The following is an 18682-nucleotide window of genomic DNA, read 5'->3' on the forward strand; positions in this document are numbered from 1 at the left end:
ATACGCATGAAAAAAGGATTTAAATTATTAGTAGCAGGTATAGTTTGTAGTGCGTCGGTAAAGGCACAGAGTGCACTGGTAAACACTTCTCAAAGTAAATATGCTAAGCTGTCTGGCGTTGGGTTAAGCGATGTGCAATGGACCAAGGGCTTTTGGGCCGAACGTTTTGATGTATTGAAAAATTCTATGGTGCCTGCATTATGGCGCACTTATACCAGCGACACCATTTGTTATTCGTTCCAGAATTTCAAAGTAGCAGCTGGTTTACAGGAAGGACGGTTTAGAGGGCCTTCTTTCCACGACGGAGATTTTTATAAAACCCTGGAGGCTGTGGCATCCTTGTATGCATCTACCAAAGACCCTAAATTAAATGGTTGGATGGAAGAAGCCATTGCGGTGATTGGCAAAGCTCAAAGGGCTGATGGTTATATTTATACCAAAAACATTATTGAGCAAAACAAAACCGGCGAGCAGAAAATGTTCGACGATAAGCTGAGCTTTGAAGCCTATAATTTTGGTCACCTGATGACCGCCGGTTGTGTCCATTACCGGGCTACAGGAAAAACCAATTTATTGGATATTGCCAAAAAAGCATCAGACTTCCTGATCGTTTTTTATACCAAAGCAACGCCCGAACAGGCCCGCAATGCCATCTGCCCCTCACACTACATGGGACTGGCCGAAATGTATCGCACCACCAAAGAAAAGAAATACCTCGATCTCCTAAATAAGCTGATTGATGTAAGGGGAACGGTAGAAGGTACCGATGATAACAGTGATCGTGCTCCTTTCAGGGATATGAAAAGAATTGTTGGGCACGCAGTAAGAGCCAATTACCTGATGGCGGGTGTAGCAGACCTGTATGCAGAAGAGGGAGATAAAACTTTACTGGCCACCCTGGATACTTTATGGAATAATGTGATCAATACCAAAATGTATGTAACCGGTGCCTGTGGCGCTTTGTACGACGGCGTTTCAGTTGACGGCACTTCTTATATTCCTGATACGGTTCAGAAGGTACACCAGTCTTATGGCCGGGATTACCAGCTGCCTAATTTTAGTGCGCATAATGAAACCTGCGCCAATATCGGTAATGTGCTGTGGAACTATCGCATGTTCCTATTAACCGGAGAAGAGAAATATTTTGATATTGTTGAGTTAGCATTATATAATAGTGTGTTGAGTGGCATCAGCATGGATGGTACTAAATTCTTTTATACCAATCCACTCGCGCATACCGTTGACTACCCCTATCATTTGCGTTGGGAAGGTGGCCGGGTTCCTTATATCAGCAAGTCGAATTGTTGCCCACCTAACGTAGTGCGCACGATTGCACAGGTTAGCAATTACATGTACAGCACCGGTAAAGATGGTTTGTATATTAATATGTATGGTGGTAATAAGCTGCAAACCGTATTAAATGATGGCAGTAAACTGGCACTGCAGCAGGTGAGTAACTACCCCTGGGATGGTGCCGTATCTCTTTCGATAACGGAAGCGCCTGCAAAAACCTTACCCGTTCATCTGCGCATTCCAGGCTGGTGTAATAAAGCATCGGTAAAAGTAAACGGCAAGCTGGTAAATGGCGCTATCAATGGTGGTCAATATTTTACTTTAGATCAAAAATGGAAAAAGGGGGATAAAATAGAATTGGTGCTGGATATGCCGGCTGCTTTGATCGAATCCAATCCAATGGTGGAGGAAACCCGTAACCAGGTAGCAGTAAAAAGAGGCCCTGTCGTTTATTGCATTGAATCACCTGATATGCCGGCTCAAAAAGTATTCAATATTGCGATCCCCTCTAACATACAATTAAAGCCAGTACCTGCAACTATTGCCAATGGTAATATGATGGCGCTTACCGGTGAAGCCAGGCTTCTAAGCAATGGTGACTGGACCAGAACCCTGTATAAAGAAATCAGCAAAAAACAAACGCCGGTAAACATTAAATTAATTCCTTACTATGCATGGGCCAACCGAGGAGAAACCGATATGAGTGTATGGATGCCATTAGTAAGATAGCCCATGAAAAGTTGGAAGCTTCAGTATTAGCAATAAATAAACAAGATGGAGAGAATTATCGGAACCTACTATATAGAAACGCCTTATGATCCGGAGAAAGCTGCCGCAGTATTGGCAGGAGAGCAGTCCTCAGGAACCTTTGTAGCAGTACCTGGTGAAACAGAGGAACTGAAGCAACGGTTTGCCGCCAGGGTGGAGGACGTGGCTTTGTTAGAGACCGTTGATCTGTCGGCCATTCCCGGTGCGGTTAGCAGTACAGGTAAATATCATAGAGCCAGGGTGAAGGTTTCCTGGAGCATTGAAAATTTTGGCTATAACTTACCCGTAATGGTGTCTAGCTTGCAGGGCAACCTGTATGAGATTACTCAATTTACCGGCTTAAAGTTAATGGACATCGAATTGCCATCTTCCTTCGGCCAGCAATTTAAGGGCCCTGAATTTGGCATTGCAGGCTGCAGGCAATTAACCGGGATAGCAGAAAGGCCGTTAATCGGCACCATCATCAAGCCTTCTATAGGCCTGACCGTGGTGGATACTGCGGCTATGGTGCAAACACTGGCTGATGCCGGTATTGATTTCATAAAAGATGATGAGCTATTATCTTCTTCCGCAAATTCGCGTTTCGAAGACAGGGTAGCCGGTATTATGAAGGTGATCAACACACATGCAGATAAAACAGGCAAAAAAGTGATGTACGCTTTTAACCTGAGCGGGGAAATGGATGAAATGTTGTCGCGCTACGAAACAATTGTAAAGCATGGTGGTACCTGTGCCATGATCAGCATTAACAGTGTCGGACTAAGCGCTGTTAAAAAGATATGTGATCAGCGCCAGCTGGCCATACACGCGCATCGTAACGGATGGGGTATGTTGACAAGACATCCGTTATTGGGTATTGATTTCAGGGCTTATCAAAAAATATGGAGATTGGCGGGTGTGGACCAATTACATGTAAATGGTATAAAAAACAAATTCTGGGAAACGGATGATAGTGTGGTGAATTCTATTGAAGCCTGTTTAACTCCATTATTCGATCAAAAAAATGTGATCCCGGTTGTCTCCTCAGGCCAATGGGGGGGGCAGGCTTTTGAAACCTGGAGACGCACGCAAACACAGGATCTTTTATATATGGCAGGTGGAGGTATTATGGCCCATCCCATGGGGGTTGCTGCAGGAGTTGCTGCTTTGCAGCAGGCATGGTCTTCGGCAGTGGAGGGATTGACATTGGAAGAAGCGGCAGCCACCTACCCCGAATTTGCAAAGAGTGTAGAGAAATTTGGTGATAAATAATATGCCGGCTCAACCTCAAATACAGTTGGCCTTCTATGGCGATGATTTCACCGGATCTACCGATGCACTGGAGTTTGCCTGCAGGGCAGGAGCTAAGGCCATTTTATTTATTGAACCTCCCAACGTATCTGCATTAACCAGGTTCCCGGGCATTAACGTCATCGGAGTAGCAGGTAAAACAAGATCGTTGGGTCCAGATGAAATGGAGCAGGTGTTAACAGAGGCATTTAGTCAATTAAAGCAATTCGGCCCGAGGCATATACATTATAAAGTATGTTCTACTTTTGACTCTTCGCCTTTAGTAGGAAGCATTGGGCGCGTGATGGATGTTGGGGCTGCTGTTTTCGCGGGTAAGCTGATACCTGTTTTAGGAGGTACTCCTTCTTTAGGCCGCTATTGTGTGTTTGGGAATTTGTTTGCGAGAATGGGAATTGGTAGCAATGGTGCGATCTATCGTTTAGACCGGCACCCTTCCATGACCAAACACCCCGTTACACCAGCCGATGAAAGCGATCTGCGTTTACATATACAAAAGCAAACCAGCAAACGGCTGGCATTGATCGATATCGTTCAAATGCAAAAACCAATAACCGAATGGGATCAGGCGATACAAGATGAAGATGCCGTATTAGTGGATACTTCCGAAGAACAACAGTTGGGAAAAATAGGCGATTGGCTGGACGCGAAGGCCAACGAAAATGAACCCTTGTTTTCAATAGGGTCTTCAGCCGTGGAAGTGGCTTTGGGCACTGTATGGAATAAAACGGGCGATGGAAAAGTCTTACCCGAATGGATTGAACCAGGTAAGGCAGAACCGTTATTGGTAGTTTCAGGAAGCTGTTCACCAGTAACTGCAGGCCAGATAAATTGGTCTAAAGAAAATGGATTTAAAGAGGTCATATTAAATGCTATTGCTGTTTGTGATGACGGAGTCACCGAGTCGATCATCGAAGCTGTAAACAGTTTGTTAAAGAGCGGAAAGAACGTAGTGGTACATACCGGCTCTAAAGATGGAGCCAATCTATCCTCCGAAAAACTGGGGACAGCCTTAGGCAGTATTGCAAGAAGCGCCGTAGAAACCTGTTCACTAAAACGGGTTGTAATTGCGGGCGGCGATACCAGTAGTTATGCAGCAAGAGCGATGCAAATTGAAGCAGTGGAAATGATTGCCCCATTGGTAGCAGGAGCGCCTTTGTGTAAAGCCTATTCACAAAACCGGGCCATTGATGGACTGGAAGTGAATTTTAAAGGAGGACAGGTGGGCGCGCCGGATTATTTTGGTGTGCTGAGAGAGGGGAGAATGATGAATAATGAATAGTCAATTGTGAATGGTGAATGGTGTCTTGTCCTGGTATAGGTTGACAGTTTTTATATTAAAAAACTGACAGATGACGAAGATATCCATTAGAGAACAGGTTCGGTATAGTATTAGCTTTAAGCAAAAAGTTGTCAGAGAAGTGGAGAAAGGGTTATCAGTAGAGTCTGTTCGCAGGCGGTATAATATCGGCGGGGGCAGTACTATTCAAAATTGGATCAGACAATTTGGTAAACATCATTTATTAAGTAAAGTGTTAAGAGTGGAGACGCTTGAAGAAAAAGACCGTTTAAAAGAATTGGAAGCTGAAGTAAAAAAGCTGAAGCTGGCCTTGGCAGACAGCATGTTGGAGAAGCAAGCTTTGGAGACACTAATCGACATAGTGGATGAGCATTATGATACAGATGTAAAAAAAAATTTCGCACAGCAGTCATCCGCATGTGTGGGGAGAAAGGGCAAAAAGTAAATCGGCTGTGTTTGTACTTTGGTTACAGCCGTTCGGGTTATTATAAATCGCTGAGAACAATTATTCAATCGGATTTAACAGAGGCTGTAGTGGTAGATTTAGTAGGTTCGGTTCGGCGTTATCAGCCGATGATAGGAGGTAAAAAACTGTATTCGTTATTAAAAGCTGATTTGGCAAAACCGGGCAGTAGAGTTGGTCGCGATAAGTTCTTTGATATACTACGCAAGCAGAAGTTGCTGATAAAAAGAAGAAGGAGGTATGTTACTACAACGGATTCTTATCATCGCTTTCGCAAGTATAACAATAAGGTTAAAGATCAATTACTTACAGGACCCGGCCAGGTAATTGTAAGTGATATTACTTATTTGAGGACGTCGAGCGGGTTTGTATACCTGTTTTTGCAAACAGATGCCTGGTCTCGAAAGATCACCGGCTGGCATTTGAGTGAGAGTTTGGGTATTGCTGGAGCACTAAAAGCTCTTGAGATGAGTATCCGGCAGTATCCTTCGACGCTGGGAACGATCCACCATTCCGATCGGGGCATCCAGTATTGTTGTGATGCTTATGTGTCAGCACTACAGGAGGCCGGAATGGAAATTAGCATGACTGAAGAAAATCATTGTTACGAGAATGCACAGGCAGAAAGGGTAAATGGGATATTGAAACAGGAATTTCTTTTAGATAGTGTATTTGCCGATAAGCAGGAAGCATTTAAAGCAGTGAAAGAGGCCATATATACTTATAATTACCGCCGTCCCCATTGGTCTTTAAATTTAAGAATACCTATACAGTTACACAATGCAGCATAGTATGTCAAACCAGGAAGATGCGCTCGCCGCGCGGGCGGTGTAATTCTAAGGTTAACTTTTATTAAATAATGAAATTTGAAACAATATTATTAACAAGAAAAATGTCCACTTTTTTCAGGACATGACATGGTGAATTGCGGTATTTGAGCCAGCTACCAGCCACTCGTCAAAAAATAAAAATATGGAAAATAATAAGAACACCTCTTCCGGGGTTGGGAGTAAAACGTTAGGATTGGTTCATACATCGGCTACATTGGTACCCGTGTTTGATGAGCTTTGTAAAAAGCATTTACCGGGTGTAAAAGTCTTTAATATTGTTGATGATAGCCTGATCAAAAACACGATCGCCTGTGGTGAGCTGACACCACAAACGGCTAAACGTGTGGTAAACTATGCTAATTCGGCAGAAGAAGCAGGTGCTGATCTTATCATGTTTACCTGCTCATCAATTGGCGCTGCTGTTGAAACGGCCGATACTTTGACCGGTGTGCCGGTACTGCGTGTAGACCAGCCCATGGCTGATAAAGCAGTTGCATCGGGCAGTAAAATAGGAGTGGTGGCTACTTTGTCCACCACATTAGAACCCACCAGCGACCTGGTAAGGCGACGTGCCATTGTTGCAGGTAAAAATATTGAGCTGGTTTCCCGTCTTTGTGAAGGAGCCTTCGAAGCCTTAATGAGCGGCGATGCTCAAAAGCATGATGATATTGTGGGCGCTGCATTAAAACAATTATCACTGGAAGTGGATGTAATCCTGTTGGCCCAGGCTTCTATGGCCCGCGTGGTCGGGACCTTGTCCGAAGAAGATAAGAAAGTACCGATATTGGCTAGTCCGCCTTTGGCGATGGAATATTTAGCCAGAGTATTAAAATAAACGAAACGATTGCTGCCATGATTAAATTATATCGGATCAGTTTATGGGTTTGTATTGTTGCTGCGGCTGGGTTATTGATGAGCTTATTGTTGCATCAACCTGACCTGAGTAAAATACTTGCAGTTGTTACAGCTGTTTCACTGGCATTAGGTTTAGGCTCGGTGTCGGCGCTTAAAGGTTATCAATATACGGCATGGATTATTGCCGCCGTGGTGGCCGGAATGGTGTACCCACAGGCTTTTATGAACTGGGGACCTGTGAACCTGAGGGACAAGACTTTGATACTGGTCATTATCCAGTTGGTGATGTTTGGGATGGGTACGCATATGAGCCTGAGAGATTTTAAAGGATTGGCGAGTACGGGCAAAGGTGTTATTGTTGGTCTGCTGTGTCATTTTTCCGTAATGCCTTTAATGGGAGTATTACTCACTAAGGTCTTTGATTTTGAGCCGGAGATCGCGGCCGGTATTATATTGATCGGCAGTTGTAGCAGTGGGCTGGCGTCTAACGTAATGGTTTACCTGGCAAGGGCCAACCTGGTGTTGTCGGTTATTGTTACAGCTATGGCTACATTGGCTGCTCCTTTTTTAACGCCCTTATTGATGAAGACCTTTGCAGGTACATTAATAGAAGTGAAGTTCATTGATATGATGATCGAGATTATTAAGATCGTTATCGTACCCATAGGTGCAGCCTTATTACATGATTACCTGAAAGGGGCCGGCAAAGCCAGGGCGAGAGGTATCATTGTAGCAGCAGTGATTTGCGCTGTTTACGCGCTATCGGTTTTATTGTGGCTGTATCCCAGTATCGCAGCAAGCGGGGCATCACATGCGGCTTTACAGTCTTTAGAATTATCGGGCTTCCTGGCGGCCGCAGTTGTGGCAGGTACCCTGTATCACCAGTTGTATAAAGTGTATCCAAAAGTAGATCAGCTGATGCCTTTTATCTCGATGTTTGGTATCATCTACTTCACTACCGTTACTACAGCAGCAGGCAGGGATAACCTCATGAAAGTTGGTTTTTTATTGTTCATCGCATCGGTGGTCCATAATGCGGCGGGTTATTTCTTTGGTTACTGGTTCAGTCGCTTTTTCGGGCTCGACAGGAATTCCAGTCGCACCGTGGCTTTTGAAGTAGGCTTACAAAACGGGGGAATGGCAAGCGGTCTTGCCGGATCGATGGGGAAGTTGGGCACGGTAGGCCTTGCGGCTGCAGTCTTTAGTCCCTGGATGAATATAAGCGGAAGTATATTGGCTAACTACTGGAGGAAGAGGCCTGTGGAGCCTTCAAAGGAAAAAGAACCCGAGGAGAAGTGAACCGCAGAGAAAATAAGTACGCGGAGCAATGCGCTGAGTTATAAATGAAGATAAGATCTCTCTGCGTTGCCTCTGCTTCTCTCTTTCTCCGCGGTTAATAATATACAGAGCCTCGATGCGAGTACTAATGCAAAAGGGTGTATAGAATTAAGTAAAATATTTCAGAAGTTAAACAAGCATGATTCAAAAGATTTCAATTAAGGTATACCGTAGTTTTTTTATAAGTATGATAGGCGCTTTGGTTGTTTCAAAAGCTGAAGCACAATTGGTTGATAAGACGCCGGCTGCTGTTCCCAGCGCGCCGGCCATTTATCAAACGGAACCCTATGAAGATCCATTAATCAGCGGTATTAATCGCGATTTGTCTAGGGCTACCGCTTATTCATTTGGCAGTGTTGCAGAAGCGATAGAAGGAGACCGGGAAAAGAGTGGCCGTTACCTTTCTTTAAATGGTAATTGGGATTTTAAATTTGCCTTAAAGCCGGGCGATGAGCCCAAAGATTTTTACAAACAAAGAGTATCCGGATGGAAACAAATACCCGTACCCTCGAGCTGGGAGATGCAGGGGTATGATAAGCCAATCTACAAAAGTGCCGTATATCCGTTCCGGCCTGTTAACCCGCCTCTGGTGCCAAAGGACTATAACGGAGTAGGGTGCTATCAACGTTCTTTCGCGGTGCCTGCAGACTGGAAGGATAAAAATATCACGCTGCATTTTGGTGGCGTAAGCTCTGCTTATAAAGTTTGGGTGAATGGTAAGTTCCTGGGCTATGCAGAAGACAGTTTCCTGCCTTCAGAATTTAATATCACTCCTTATTTGAAAGATGGGGAAAATATTGTTTCTGTGTGGGTGATCCGTTGGAGCGATGGTAGTTTTTTGGAAGACCAGGATCAGTGGCGTTTGAGCGGTATTCACCGCGAGGTTTATTTAATGGCAGAACCTAAATTACGCATTGCTGATTTTTTTTACCAGGCGAAATTGGATAAAGAATATAAAGACGCTGTTTTAAGCATTCGTCCGCGGTTAGAAAATTTAACCGGTAAAGAAGTACCTGGCTATAAAGTGAAAGCCCAACTATATGATGCGGCCAATAAAGCCGTTCTAAAAGATGAATGGAGTATCAGCGCTGATGCCATCATCAATGAAATTCATCCCAGGCTGGATCGGGTAAAATTTGGTTTGCTCGAAACCAAAGTGAATAATCCTTTAAAATGGAGCACAGAAGCGCCTCATTTATACACCCTGGTGTTGAGCCTCGAAGACAGTACAGGAAAAGTATGGGAAGCCAAGAGCTGCAAGCTGGGCTTTCGCAGCATTGAGTTCAGGCAATCCGATAGCAAATTGCTGATCAACGGAAAGGAGACTTATCTATATGGCGTGAACCGCCCTGACCATCATCCTATACGTGGTAAAGCATTAACCAGGGAAGATATTTTACAGGATATTCAAACGATCAAGCAGTTTAATTTTAATACGGTACGGTTAAGTCATTACCCGTCTGATCCCTACCTGCTGGATCTTTGCGATCGATATGGCATTATGGTTATCGATGAATCCAATCATGAAACACATGGATTGGGAGGCAAGCTGGATCACGATTCCCGCTGGACAGCCGCATATGTAGAACGCGTGGCCCGTATGGCCTTGCGCGATAAAAATCATCCTTCCATTATTATGTGGAGCCTGGGCAATGAAGCAGGAAGCGGTCCCAATCATGCCGCCATGGCAGGATGGATCAAAGACTTTGATATGACGCGCCCGCTGCATTATGAACCGGCTATGGGAAGTCCGAAAGAAGAGGGATATATCGATCCTTCTGATCCCCGTTATTTGAAATCAAATGATCACTCACATCGTATACAGAATCCCAAAGACCAGTATTATATTGATGTGATCAGCCGCATGTACCCGGCATTATATACGGCTCCCTTACTGGTTAGTCAAAAAAACGGCGATCATCGTCCCATCTTCTTTTGCGAATACGCGCATGCAATGGGCAACAGTGCAGGCAATATCAAAGATTTCTGGGACCAATGGCGCAACCTGCCACGGGTGATAGGTGGCGCTATCTGGGAGTTTAAAGACCAGGGCCTGGTGAAATATGATTCGGCAACAGGAAAACCTTATTACGCCTATGGCGGCGATTTTGGAGAAAGATACTACGACAATTTTACGATAAAGGGTGTGGTGGCTGCAGATGGAAGGCCAAAAGCAGCTATGTATGAATGCAAACGTGTTTTTCAACCCGTACAATCTGAGTGGGCCGATAGCAGTAAGGGCCTTATAAAAATCATTAACCGCAGCCCTGTTTTATCCACTGCGCATTATAACGGCTGGATATCGATCAGGGAAAACGGTAAATTGCTCTGGCGTAAACCTTTGGAAATAGATAGCATCGAATGCGGCAGCTCAGCTGAATTTAGCGTGGGTAAATACCTTCCAAAGCTTAAAAGCGGATCCGAGTATCATGCTGATATAGAATTTACCCTAAAGGAAGATAAGCCCTGGGCGGCGAAAGGTTTTGTGATCGCCGGTAATCAGTTAGCATTAACTCCTTTGTCAAAACCAAGCGGGCCTAACTCTTCAGTGACTTTTGTTGAGAAAGAGCATCAGTTTACGGTTCAGACAGGAGGTGTAACTGTAAGCATCGATAAATCAAATGGAGCATTGGTGTCTTATAAAAAAGGAAATACCGAGTTAATCGGGCAGGCTTTGCTGCCTCATTTTAAAAGGCCGCAAACGGATAATGACCGTAAAGGCTGGAAAACACACCGTGTATTAAAGCAGTGGTATGATAATCAGCCTCAGTTGAAATCTGTAGCCGAGGCAGAAGTCGAAGGATTAAAAGGCGTTCAAAGTATTTACACGATGGTTAATGATAGTGTCGAAGTGAAAGTGTTTTATACGGTAAGTAAAGCAGGTGTCGTAAAAGTGAATTACGAATTAAATGCAAAACCAGGTTTACCGAATATACCCAAAGTAGGTATGCAAACGGGCGTAAACATGACTTTTACTCAAATTCAATATTTTGGCCGGGGACCACTGGAGAATTATATTGACCGGAACTATGGCTTTAATGCAGGTGTTTATGATATGGGTATTTACGATTTTATGGAGCCTTACGTGGTACCCCAGGAGAATGGTAACCGCACTGATGTTCGCTGGCTGAATCTATACAGGAAAGGAACAAAAGAAGGAATCAGGATTGTAGCGGACAGCTTATTAAGCATGAGTGCCTGGCCTTATTCGGAAAAGAACATCATCGAGGCAAAACATACCCATAAATTATACCCGGCAAACTCTATAACTTTGAATATAGACCTGGTACAGATGGGTGTTGGCGGAAACGATAGCTGGAGCGAGGTGGCTGCACCATTGGAACAATATCAGCTTAAGGCAGGGCATTACGAATATAGTTTTTATATTCGCCCGCTCTAAAATAAGGCTATTTTTGCCTTAGGATTATAACGTGGCTATCCGATAGAGGCGCCATGCTTGTCAAATAACATACGGAATGGTTAGAATTACAAAGGTTATCGGTTTAGCGATTGTTTGGATACTTGTTGGTTTTAAAGGATTTACGCAGGTAAAAACGGACGCTTCTTTGCAGGATGTTTTTAAGAATCCGCCCGAATCGGCGCGGCCCTGGGTACTTTGGTACTGGATGCATGGCGCTGTTTCAAAAGAGGGTATCACTGCAGATCTGGAGGGAATACAGAAGAATGGAATTGGGGGTGTTTACCTGGCTTGCATTTATGATACGGTAGCGCGTATCCCTTTTGATAAAACCGCACGGCAATTAAGCCCTGAGTGGTGGGGAATGGTGAATCATGCGATGAAGGAATGTAAACGGCTGGGATTAAAAATGGCTTTTCATGTGAGCGATGGTTTTGCATTGGCCGGCGGTCCGTGGATCAAACCGGAGCAATCAATGCAGAAACTGGTATGGACCAAAACCTATGTTAAAGCAGGCGATGAAGCGGCTACACAATTAGAACAACCCGAAACTAAAGAAGGCTTTTACAAAGATGTGGCGGTATATGCTTATCCGGCTAATTCAGCGAATGCTTTTAGTGAGACAGTAACCATACCTTCAGTAACCACCAGCACAGGAGAAAGGGCGCCGTATCTGGCATTCCCTGGTGATGATAGTAAAACCTTCAGGAGCGATAGTTCCTGCTGGATACAATATAAGTATCCCAAACCCTTCACGCTTCGCTCTTTAACTACGCATACAGGCTCCCGCCAATACCAGGCTCAAAGATTTATTGTACAGTCCAGTGACGACGGTATTGTTTTCAATACCGTAATTAAACTAACGCCACCCCGGCATGGCTGGCAAAATGATGACGAAGACAATACCTTTTCTATCCCGCCAACAACCGCGAAATATTTCCGTTTTGTATTTGATAAAGAAGGAACCGAAGCTGGTTCGGAAGACCTCGATGCCGCTAAATGGAAGCCTACTTTAAAGGTAATGGGCATCTATCTCAGCGATGAACCGGTTATCAACCAATACCAGGCAAAAAATGCCAGTGTATGGAGAGTCGCGGAAAATACCACTGATCACATGGTACCAACCACTGATGCGGTTCCGTTCAAAAGCATTATCAACCTGACCTCCAAAATGGACAAAGAGGGCAACCTGAAGTGGAAGCCTGCGTCTGGTGAATGGGTAATCGTTCGAATCGGCCATACTTCAACCGGTCATACCAACGCCACCGGCGGCGCGGCTAAAGGCCTGGAATGCGATAAGTTTGATCCGGCAGCAATCAAATTGCAGTTTGATAATTGGTATGCTAAAGCCTTCGAGAAAACGGATCCGGGGCTGGCCAAAGAAGTGCTGAAAATTTTTTATATTGATAGCTGGGAAGCCGGCAGTCAAAATTGGAATAAGACGTTTGCGGCCGAATTTAAAAAAAGAAGAGGCTATGACCTGATGCCATACCTGCTGGTGATGACAGGTACACCTGTCAATGATGCAGCTACGTCTGAAAAGATATTACATGACGTGCGTGAAACCCTGGCTGAGTTGGTAAATGATGTTTTTTATGTAACCCTTCGTAAGCTGGCAGATCAAAAAAAGCTGGGCTTTACAGCCGAAAATGTTGCACCCACGATGGTAAGCGATGGATTACTGCATTTTAAAACGGTGGATTTTCCAACCGGTGAGTTTTGGCTAAAAAGTCCCACACACGATAAACCCAATGATATGTTTGATGCGATCAGCGCCGCACATATTTATGGAAAGAATATTGTGCAGGCTGAGGCTTTTACCAACCTGCGAATGGAGTGGAATGAGCATCCGGGTAATATCAAAGTAGTGGGCGACCGCAATTTTGCAATGGGCATGAACAAACCAATTGTGCATGTAATGACGCATAATCCCTGGATGCATCGCAAACCGGGCATGACACTGGGTAGTATCGGCTTGTTTTTTCAGAGAGATCAAACCTGGTTTAGTCAAAGCAGGGCATGGATAGATTACATGGCAAGGGTATCTGCTTTGCTGCAACAGGGTAAGCCCGTAGCCGATATCGCTGTATTTATAGGGGAAGAAATACCCCGGCGGTCCATATTACCTGACAGACTGGTGAATACGCTTCCCGGTATTTTTGGAAGCGAAAGGGTTGCTTCGGAAAAGTTGAGGTTAGAAAATAAAGGACAACCTCAGCGGGTAATACCTGTGGGTGTGGGGCATTCGGCTAATATGGCAGATCCTGACGACTGGACAGATGCATTGAGAGGATATAAATATGATTGCTTTAATCCTGATGTGTTGCTAAAAGCGAAGGTGGTTGGCGGACAAGTCGTGTTCCCTTCAGGTGCGGGTTATAAAATACTGGTGTTTCCTGGCAAATTGTTAATGAATCCTAATAGCAACCTGGTGTCGGCAGCGGTTGCCAGAAAGATCCTGGAGTTAAAAGAGGCGGGTGCTACCATTATTATTGAGAAGAGAGCAGTCAACAGTATTGGCTTAAAAGAAAAGAATGCAGCGCTTCAGAAAGTATGGGCACAGCTCTTCATAAAGTCGGGCAAAGGGCGTGTGATCGAGACGCCATACATGGAGGAGACCTTTGAAAGTTTAGGAGTAGCCAGGGACATTGATATCACTTCCGGAGACGTGCCGTTAGCCTGGGCGCACCGTAAGCTGGATCATGCAGATGTATATTTCGTATCTAACCAACAAAACAAACGCATATCTGTGCCGGTATCTTTCAGAGTAACCGATTTAACACCCGAGTTGTGGGATCCTGTATCCGGTAAAATAAAAAGAACGGAGTGGGAAGTTCGCGGTGAAAGAACACATTTGAATCTTTCTTTGGATGCTAATGAAGCTATGTTTGTCGTATTCAAAAAAACAGCAGAAAAAGTTCCGGGACCTTCAACTGCAGTAGCGGTTAAGCAACTGGCTGACATCAACACCAACTGGCTGGTTCGATTTGATATAAATTTGGGCGGTCCGGCAGAACCGGTTAGCTTTCCGAAACTTGTTTTATGGAATAACCATGATGAACCGGCAATAAAGTATTACTCCGGACAGGCTACTTATACCAATCGTTTTACTCTAAGCGATGTGTCCAAAGATCGACCGGTATATCTTTCCATCGATAGCGTTTTTAACATAGCTACGGTAATTGTAAATGGTACCGATTGCGGCACTATTTGGACCGCTCCCTATCAACTGGATATTTCTAAAGCAATCAAGACTGGTGACAATACCATAGAAATTAAAGTAAGCAATACATGGGCCAATCGCCTGATAGGCGATATAAGCTTACCCCAGGAGAAACGCATTACCTGGACAACGGCACCTCTGAATTTGCTGGAAGGGAGGCCGCTGTTGAAGGCAGGATTAGAAGGTGCAGTAAAGATTTGGCAATAATGTCCAGGGCCTGTGCGTGAAGACACGCACAACCGCTGCAAAAATAATAGCGTCATAACCCAGTTGTCTCGGAGAGAATATGGGGTTATAGCCATTGGGGTTAATGGCCAGCCATTATGTGCCATAGATACGCTACCGTGTACAGCATCGCGGCCTCCAATATAAGCCATTACCATTTTTTAAACAGGAATAACTGTAACACAGGGAAGAGAAACAGGCGCTGCAAGCAATAAGATAAAAGGAACAATCAAGAGCAAATGCCTTGTTCCCATAAATGGGGCGAACAATAACAGAAACGAAGATAATGCTGCAATAACCAGTATAAGAATGGCTTGTGACGATCGCGCAAAAGTGGCTATACCTGGTGTCAGGAAGCCTCTGTAGGCGAACAGGAATATTACAAGTATGATAACGGCGCCATTCATAAAGAAGGAAATGTCCAGGGCTGTTGTTAAGTTTTTATCGCTAATACTATTGCTCCAATAATGCACAGTAGCAATCACTAAAAACAAGACAGCAATGCTATAAACTATATAATTGGAAAGCTTTTTCTTGAAGAAGTAAGACAGCATCAGGCCTCCAAATGTAGCAATGCATCCAAGCGAAGTAAAATAAGTCCATGCCCTGTCTGCGGGCTGCTTCTCATTCCCGGCCTTCTGCTTAATAAATGACTGTTCCCAAATTCGCAATAGTTCCATACCGTCCACAAAACCAGCAACACAACAGGTATCAATAACCAAAGAAGCTTTTTATATTCTTTCCTCAATAAAAATAACAAAGCAACCGCTCAATATGCGTAATACCGTGTATTTTATAAAAACGCCAACAGTCAGAAGTAAGACCGCGATGAAACTGCCCTTTTTGTTATGACTGGTTTGGGATATAACAAATAGTAAACGGCACCCATCAGCAAGGCCATAACAGGTATATCCGTCATCACGTTCTGGTTTACGACAAACGCGGGGCATAAACCCAGCAAGGCTACCGGCAGGAGCGGACGCCTTACCCGTAACAGAAGGCAGGCCTGGTAAATCAATACAATGTTAAAAAAGAGCATATTGGGATAAGTACACGCATTGCTACCTCACTAAAACGAAATACGGTAGACAGTCCCGCAATCATATAGAACAAAAGAGGTGGCTGGTTAGCCTTATACATGGGCTCAGGTTCGTAGTTATGCCATCTGATCATGCCCGACATCGGATGCAACGGATCACGGGCAATATGTTGTGCAGCTTCCAGGTGAAATCCGTCATCCATGTGGAATGCCTTCCCGATATTGATAGCAGTAAGAAAAAGCCAGATCAACGTAATAATCACGCCCGGCTTTCGAAAGTATTCCTGCAGTTTCATTGTTTTTTTGGTTAGAGGCTGTCGGGTGGTGTTTTATTGAAGTTGTACAATAATATCTTTCTTTCTTTCTACGGGTGATACCTCAAGCGAAACCATTTTTCCATCTTTCAGGGTGGCTTCTACTGTTGTTTGCTGAGGCGCATGTAATTTAAAATGTACATCCCACTCTTTGGGCCATGCGGGAAATAAATAGATCCTGTTATCTACGGTTTGCATGAGCATCTCCTGTAAACCTATCATACCGCTACCTCCCCAGTTATGATCGGGTACCCAGTCAAAACCAGGCCCCCAAAATGTGGGGAACCGCCGGTCGCTATTTTTTAGTTTAAGGCTGTTTAAACGTTTTGCTTCCTGTGTTAAACCCAGTCTTGCAGCAAATATATTATCCTGTTTCCATCCTACATGGCTGCGGAATTTAAGTGCGAAGCTATCATTCCAATAAGTATTTCTTGCTGTATCAAGCCCGGGCCGTCCCACTCCGTACAAGCCCCAGGGATAAACAGGATATAACTGTGAAGACTCTACATTATTCACACGGCTCCATACCGCTGCAGGGGCAATCGTGGGTTTGCCATTAAAAGCAGTGAATGGGATAGGAGGGATACGGCTGGCTAAACCTTCAAAATATTTCCGGTCAGTTTCATTCATAACGGCTGCAGGTAATTTTAATAAAGCAGTGGTAACCGCTTTTAATGCTGCAATGGTGGAGCTCGCGTTATAAGCCATTTTAAACGTTTCAGCGCCGGACCCCGGGTAAAGTATCAGCTGACCGTTTCCGTCCAAAGCTTTATTGCTTAATTTTTTGGCCTGGTATTGATAGTGTTCATCAAAAAAGATCAGTGCTTGTTTAATTAAAGGCAGATAAGCTGTAATGTCTTTACCCGCGTACGACTGGGATTGCAGCATCATCATGCAAAATTCCAGTACAGTGTCCCATTCGTATTCCAGCCAGGCATTGTATTCCACGCCAGGGTCAAAACCAGCAGGGCGTTTCCATCCATATTCGGTAGGATTGGGGAAACCAAAGTTTTCTATCTGCTCATTAAAGTTGGCGCCTGCATGCCCCCAATATGTTTTCGTACGGAGTTCTGCAGTTGCCAATAAACGATTGTAAAAATCAAATTGGGGTGTCATCATATCGATATCACCACTTCTGAGCATTGGCCAGTAAACCAGTCTTTGGTTTTGGGCAGTAAAGGTACCGCCGCCCCAATTGCGGTGATCAGGTGTGCCTTTTATCGAAGTATCAGTCAATACAGGATCTACCGTAAACAAGCCGCCGTTAAACCTGGTAGGATATTTTCCATACGCATTACAACCTAACATATAACGGAATAACTGGTAATTGCGTCCCAACTGCCAGGACTCGCTGTTTGCTTTCGCAGGATCGATTATAATAAAACTTCTCTTCCAATAGTCGTTCCACCAGGCAATTGTTTTACCGGGATTTGCCTTATAGTTCCTGATAATAGCTTTGACTTGGCTATTCCATTCATCAATTGAATTCGCCTGGCTATTATGCAAAAAGATCTGCAGCGATTGTTTTTTTGCAGGCCGCTTACTGACAAGGCTCCAGCTTTTAAATTTCGTATTCAGGTACTGCCCTTCACCCGTAGGGCCTTTGACAAAATTGTTCCCTTTCAATAATCCTCCGCTTGTTAAATCTTCCAGGGGATTGAATAACCGGGTCTTCAACGAGTCCAAACCCTGTTGTTTTACCGTAGCATCAAATACGGTAGGAGATATATTTCGATGGAAGAACAGAATTTCATCATGGTTAAAGGTCACATGATCCGGCTTTGTAATTATCGGAACATGAGAAGCCCATTTCCAGGAATTGGCATTGTTTTCTTTCCCTTTTTGAACCCGGTCGGCGAGCCGCCAGTTTTCATAAACAGCTTCCACCTTGATGGCTTTGTTAGCGGAAACATCAATATGTACAACCGGATTAAATACATCTACCCATATTCGCAACGAAGCCTGTATACCTTGATGGCCGGATTGTATATCAATATAGCCGTTTTTTACAACCAGTTCCTGCCTGAACGCGTCTTTATTAAAGGGGCTGGGTGAAAGCTTCAGTCTTAATCTGCCGCTTTTTAAAAAGGCATTATTTTCATCGAAACTGCCGCTTTGCGAAAAGTATAGCAATAATTCGTTGTTCTCAACCCAAACATTACAGCCAATATCGCCACCACCGACAGGCATCGATTCCCCGGCATTTTTACTCTGGCTTAACCAGGTGATATTATAGGCTTTCGTTAGCGCATTCTGGCCCCATAGACTGGCTGTGCAGCAACACCACATCAACAATAACCAATACCTGTATCCTTTCCTCATTAGTTAT

12 protein-coding genes are annotated in these 18682 nt (G+C 44.3%); 9 read left to right on the forward strand and 3 right to left on the reverse strand.

Features of this window, described 5'->3' with window-relative positions:
- The first annotated feature begins 6 nt into the window (after positions 1-6).
- From U0035_RS01590 to U0035_RS01630, 9 genes are all read left to right on the forward strand, one after another.
- Positions 7-2022 carry an aceric acid hydrolase gene (locus U0035_RS01590; RefSeq protein WP_114793340.1) on the forward strand — a complete coding sequence of 672 codons (2016 nt, stop codon included), beginning with the start codon at positions 7-9 and terminating at the stop codon, positions 2020-2022.
- A 45-nt stretch (positions 2023-2067) separates the two neighbouring features.
- On the forward strand, positions 2068-3312 hold the full coding sequence (locus U0035_RS01595; protein ID WP_114793339.1) for a ribulose-bisphosphate carboxylase large subunit family protein: 1245 nt from the start codon (positions 2068-2070) through the stop codon (positions 3310-3312).
- Between the two features lies 1 nt (position 3313).
- Complete coding sequence (locus U0035_RS01600; protein ID WP_114793338.1) at positions 3314-4630, forward strand: four-carbon acid sugar kinase family protein; 1317 nt, start codon at positions 3314-3316, stop codon at positions 4628-4630.
- A gap of 70 nt (positions 4631-4700) precedes the next feature.
- Positions 4701-5093, forward strand: coding sequence for a transposase (locus U0035_RS01605; RefSeq protein WP_114793349.1), 393 nt, complete (start codon positions 4701-4703; stop codon positions 5091-5093).
- An 11-nt stretch (positions 5094-5104) separates the two neighbouring features.
- Positions 5105-5902: an IS3 family transposase gene (locus U0035_RS01610; RefSeq protein WP_162818026.1), complete on the forward strand. Its 798-nt coding sequence runs from the start codon at positions 5105-5107 to the stop codon at positions 5900-5902.
- 181 nt (positions 5903-6083) lie between these two features.
- Positions 6084-6776 carry an aspartate/glutamate racemase family protein gene (locus U0035_RS01615; protein ID WP_114793279.1) on the forward strand — a complete coding sequence of 231 codons (693 nt, stop codon included), beginning with the start codon at positions 6084-6086 and terminating at the stop codon, positions 6774-6776.
- Between the two features lie 17 nt (positions 6777-6793).
- Entirely contained in the window at positions 6794-8095 is a 1302-nt protein-coding gene (locus U0035_RS01620; RefSeq protein WP_114793278.1) for a bile acid:sodium symporter family protein, read from the forward strand.
- A 178-nt stretch (positions 8096-8273) separates the two neighbouring features.
- A complete protein-coding gene (locus U0035_RS01625) occupies positions 8274-11534 on the forward strand; it encodes a glycoside hydrolase family 2 TIM barrel-domain containing protein (RefSeq protein WP_245957853.1) in 3261 nt (1086 codons plus the stop codon).
- Positions 11535-11610: 76 nt separating this feature from the next.
- Positions 11611-14982, forward strand: a complete 3372-nt coding sequence (locus U0035_RS01630; protein WP_114793277.1) for a glycosyl hydrolase — start codon at positions 11611-11613, stop codon at positions 14980-14982.
- 179 nt (positions 14983-15161) lie between these two features.
- On the opposite strand, the gene U0035_RS01635 is transcribed toward U0035_RS01630, so the two are convergent.
- The 3 genes from U0035_RS01635 to U0035_RS01645 all read right to left on the reverse strand — a co-directional run bounded on the left by U0035_RS01635 (position 15162) and on the right by U0035_RS01645 (position 18675).
- Positions 15162-15722, reverse strand: a complete 561-nt coding sequence (locus U0035_RS01635; protein WP_114793276.1) for a hypothetical protein — start codon at positions 15720-15722, stop codon at positions 15162-15164.
- Positions 15723-16014: 292 nt separating this feature from the next.
- Entirely contained in the window at positions 16015-16335 is a 321-nt protein-coding gene (locus U0035_RS01640; protein WP_114793275.1) for a hypothetical protein, read from the reverse strand.
- Positions 16336-16368: 33 nt separating this feature from the next.
- Positions 16369-18675 (reverse strand): DUF5703 domain-containing protein, encoded by a 2307-nt coding sequence (locus tag U0035_RS01645; protein ID WP_114793274.1) that lies wholly within the window; start codon positions 18673-18675, stop codon positions 16369-16371.
- Positions 18676-18682: the final 7 nt, after the last annotated feature.

The organism is Niabella yanshanensis (assembly GCF_034424215.1).
In the GTDB taxonomy this organism is placed as follows: domain Bacteria; phylum Bacteroidota; class Bacteroidia; order Chitinophagales; family Chitinophagaceae; genus Niabella; species Niabella yanshanensis.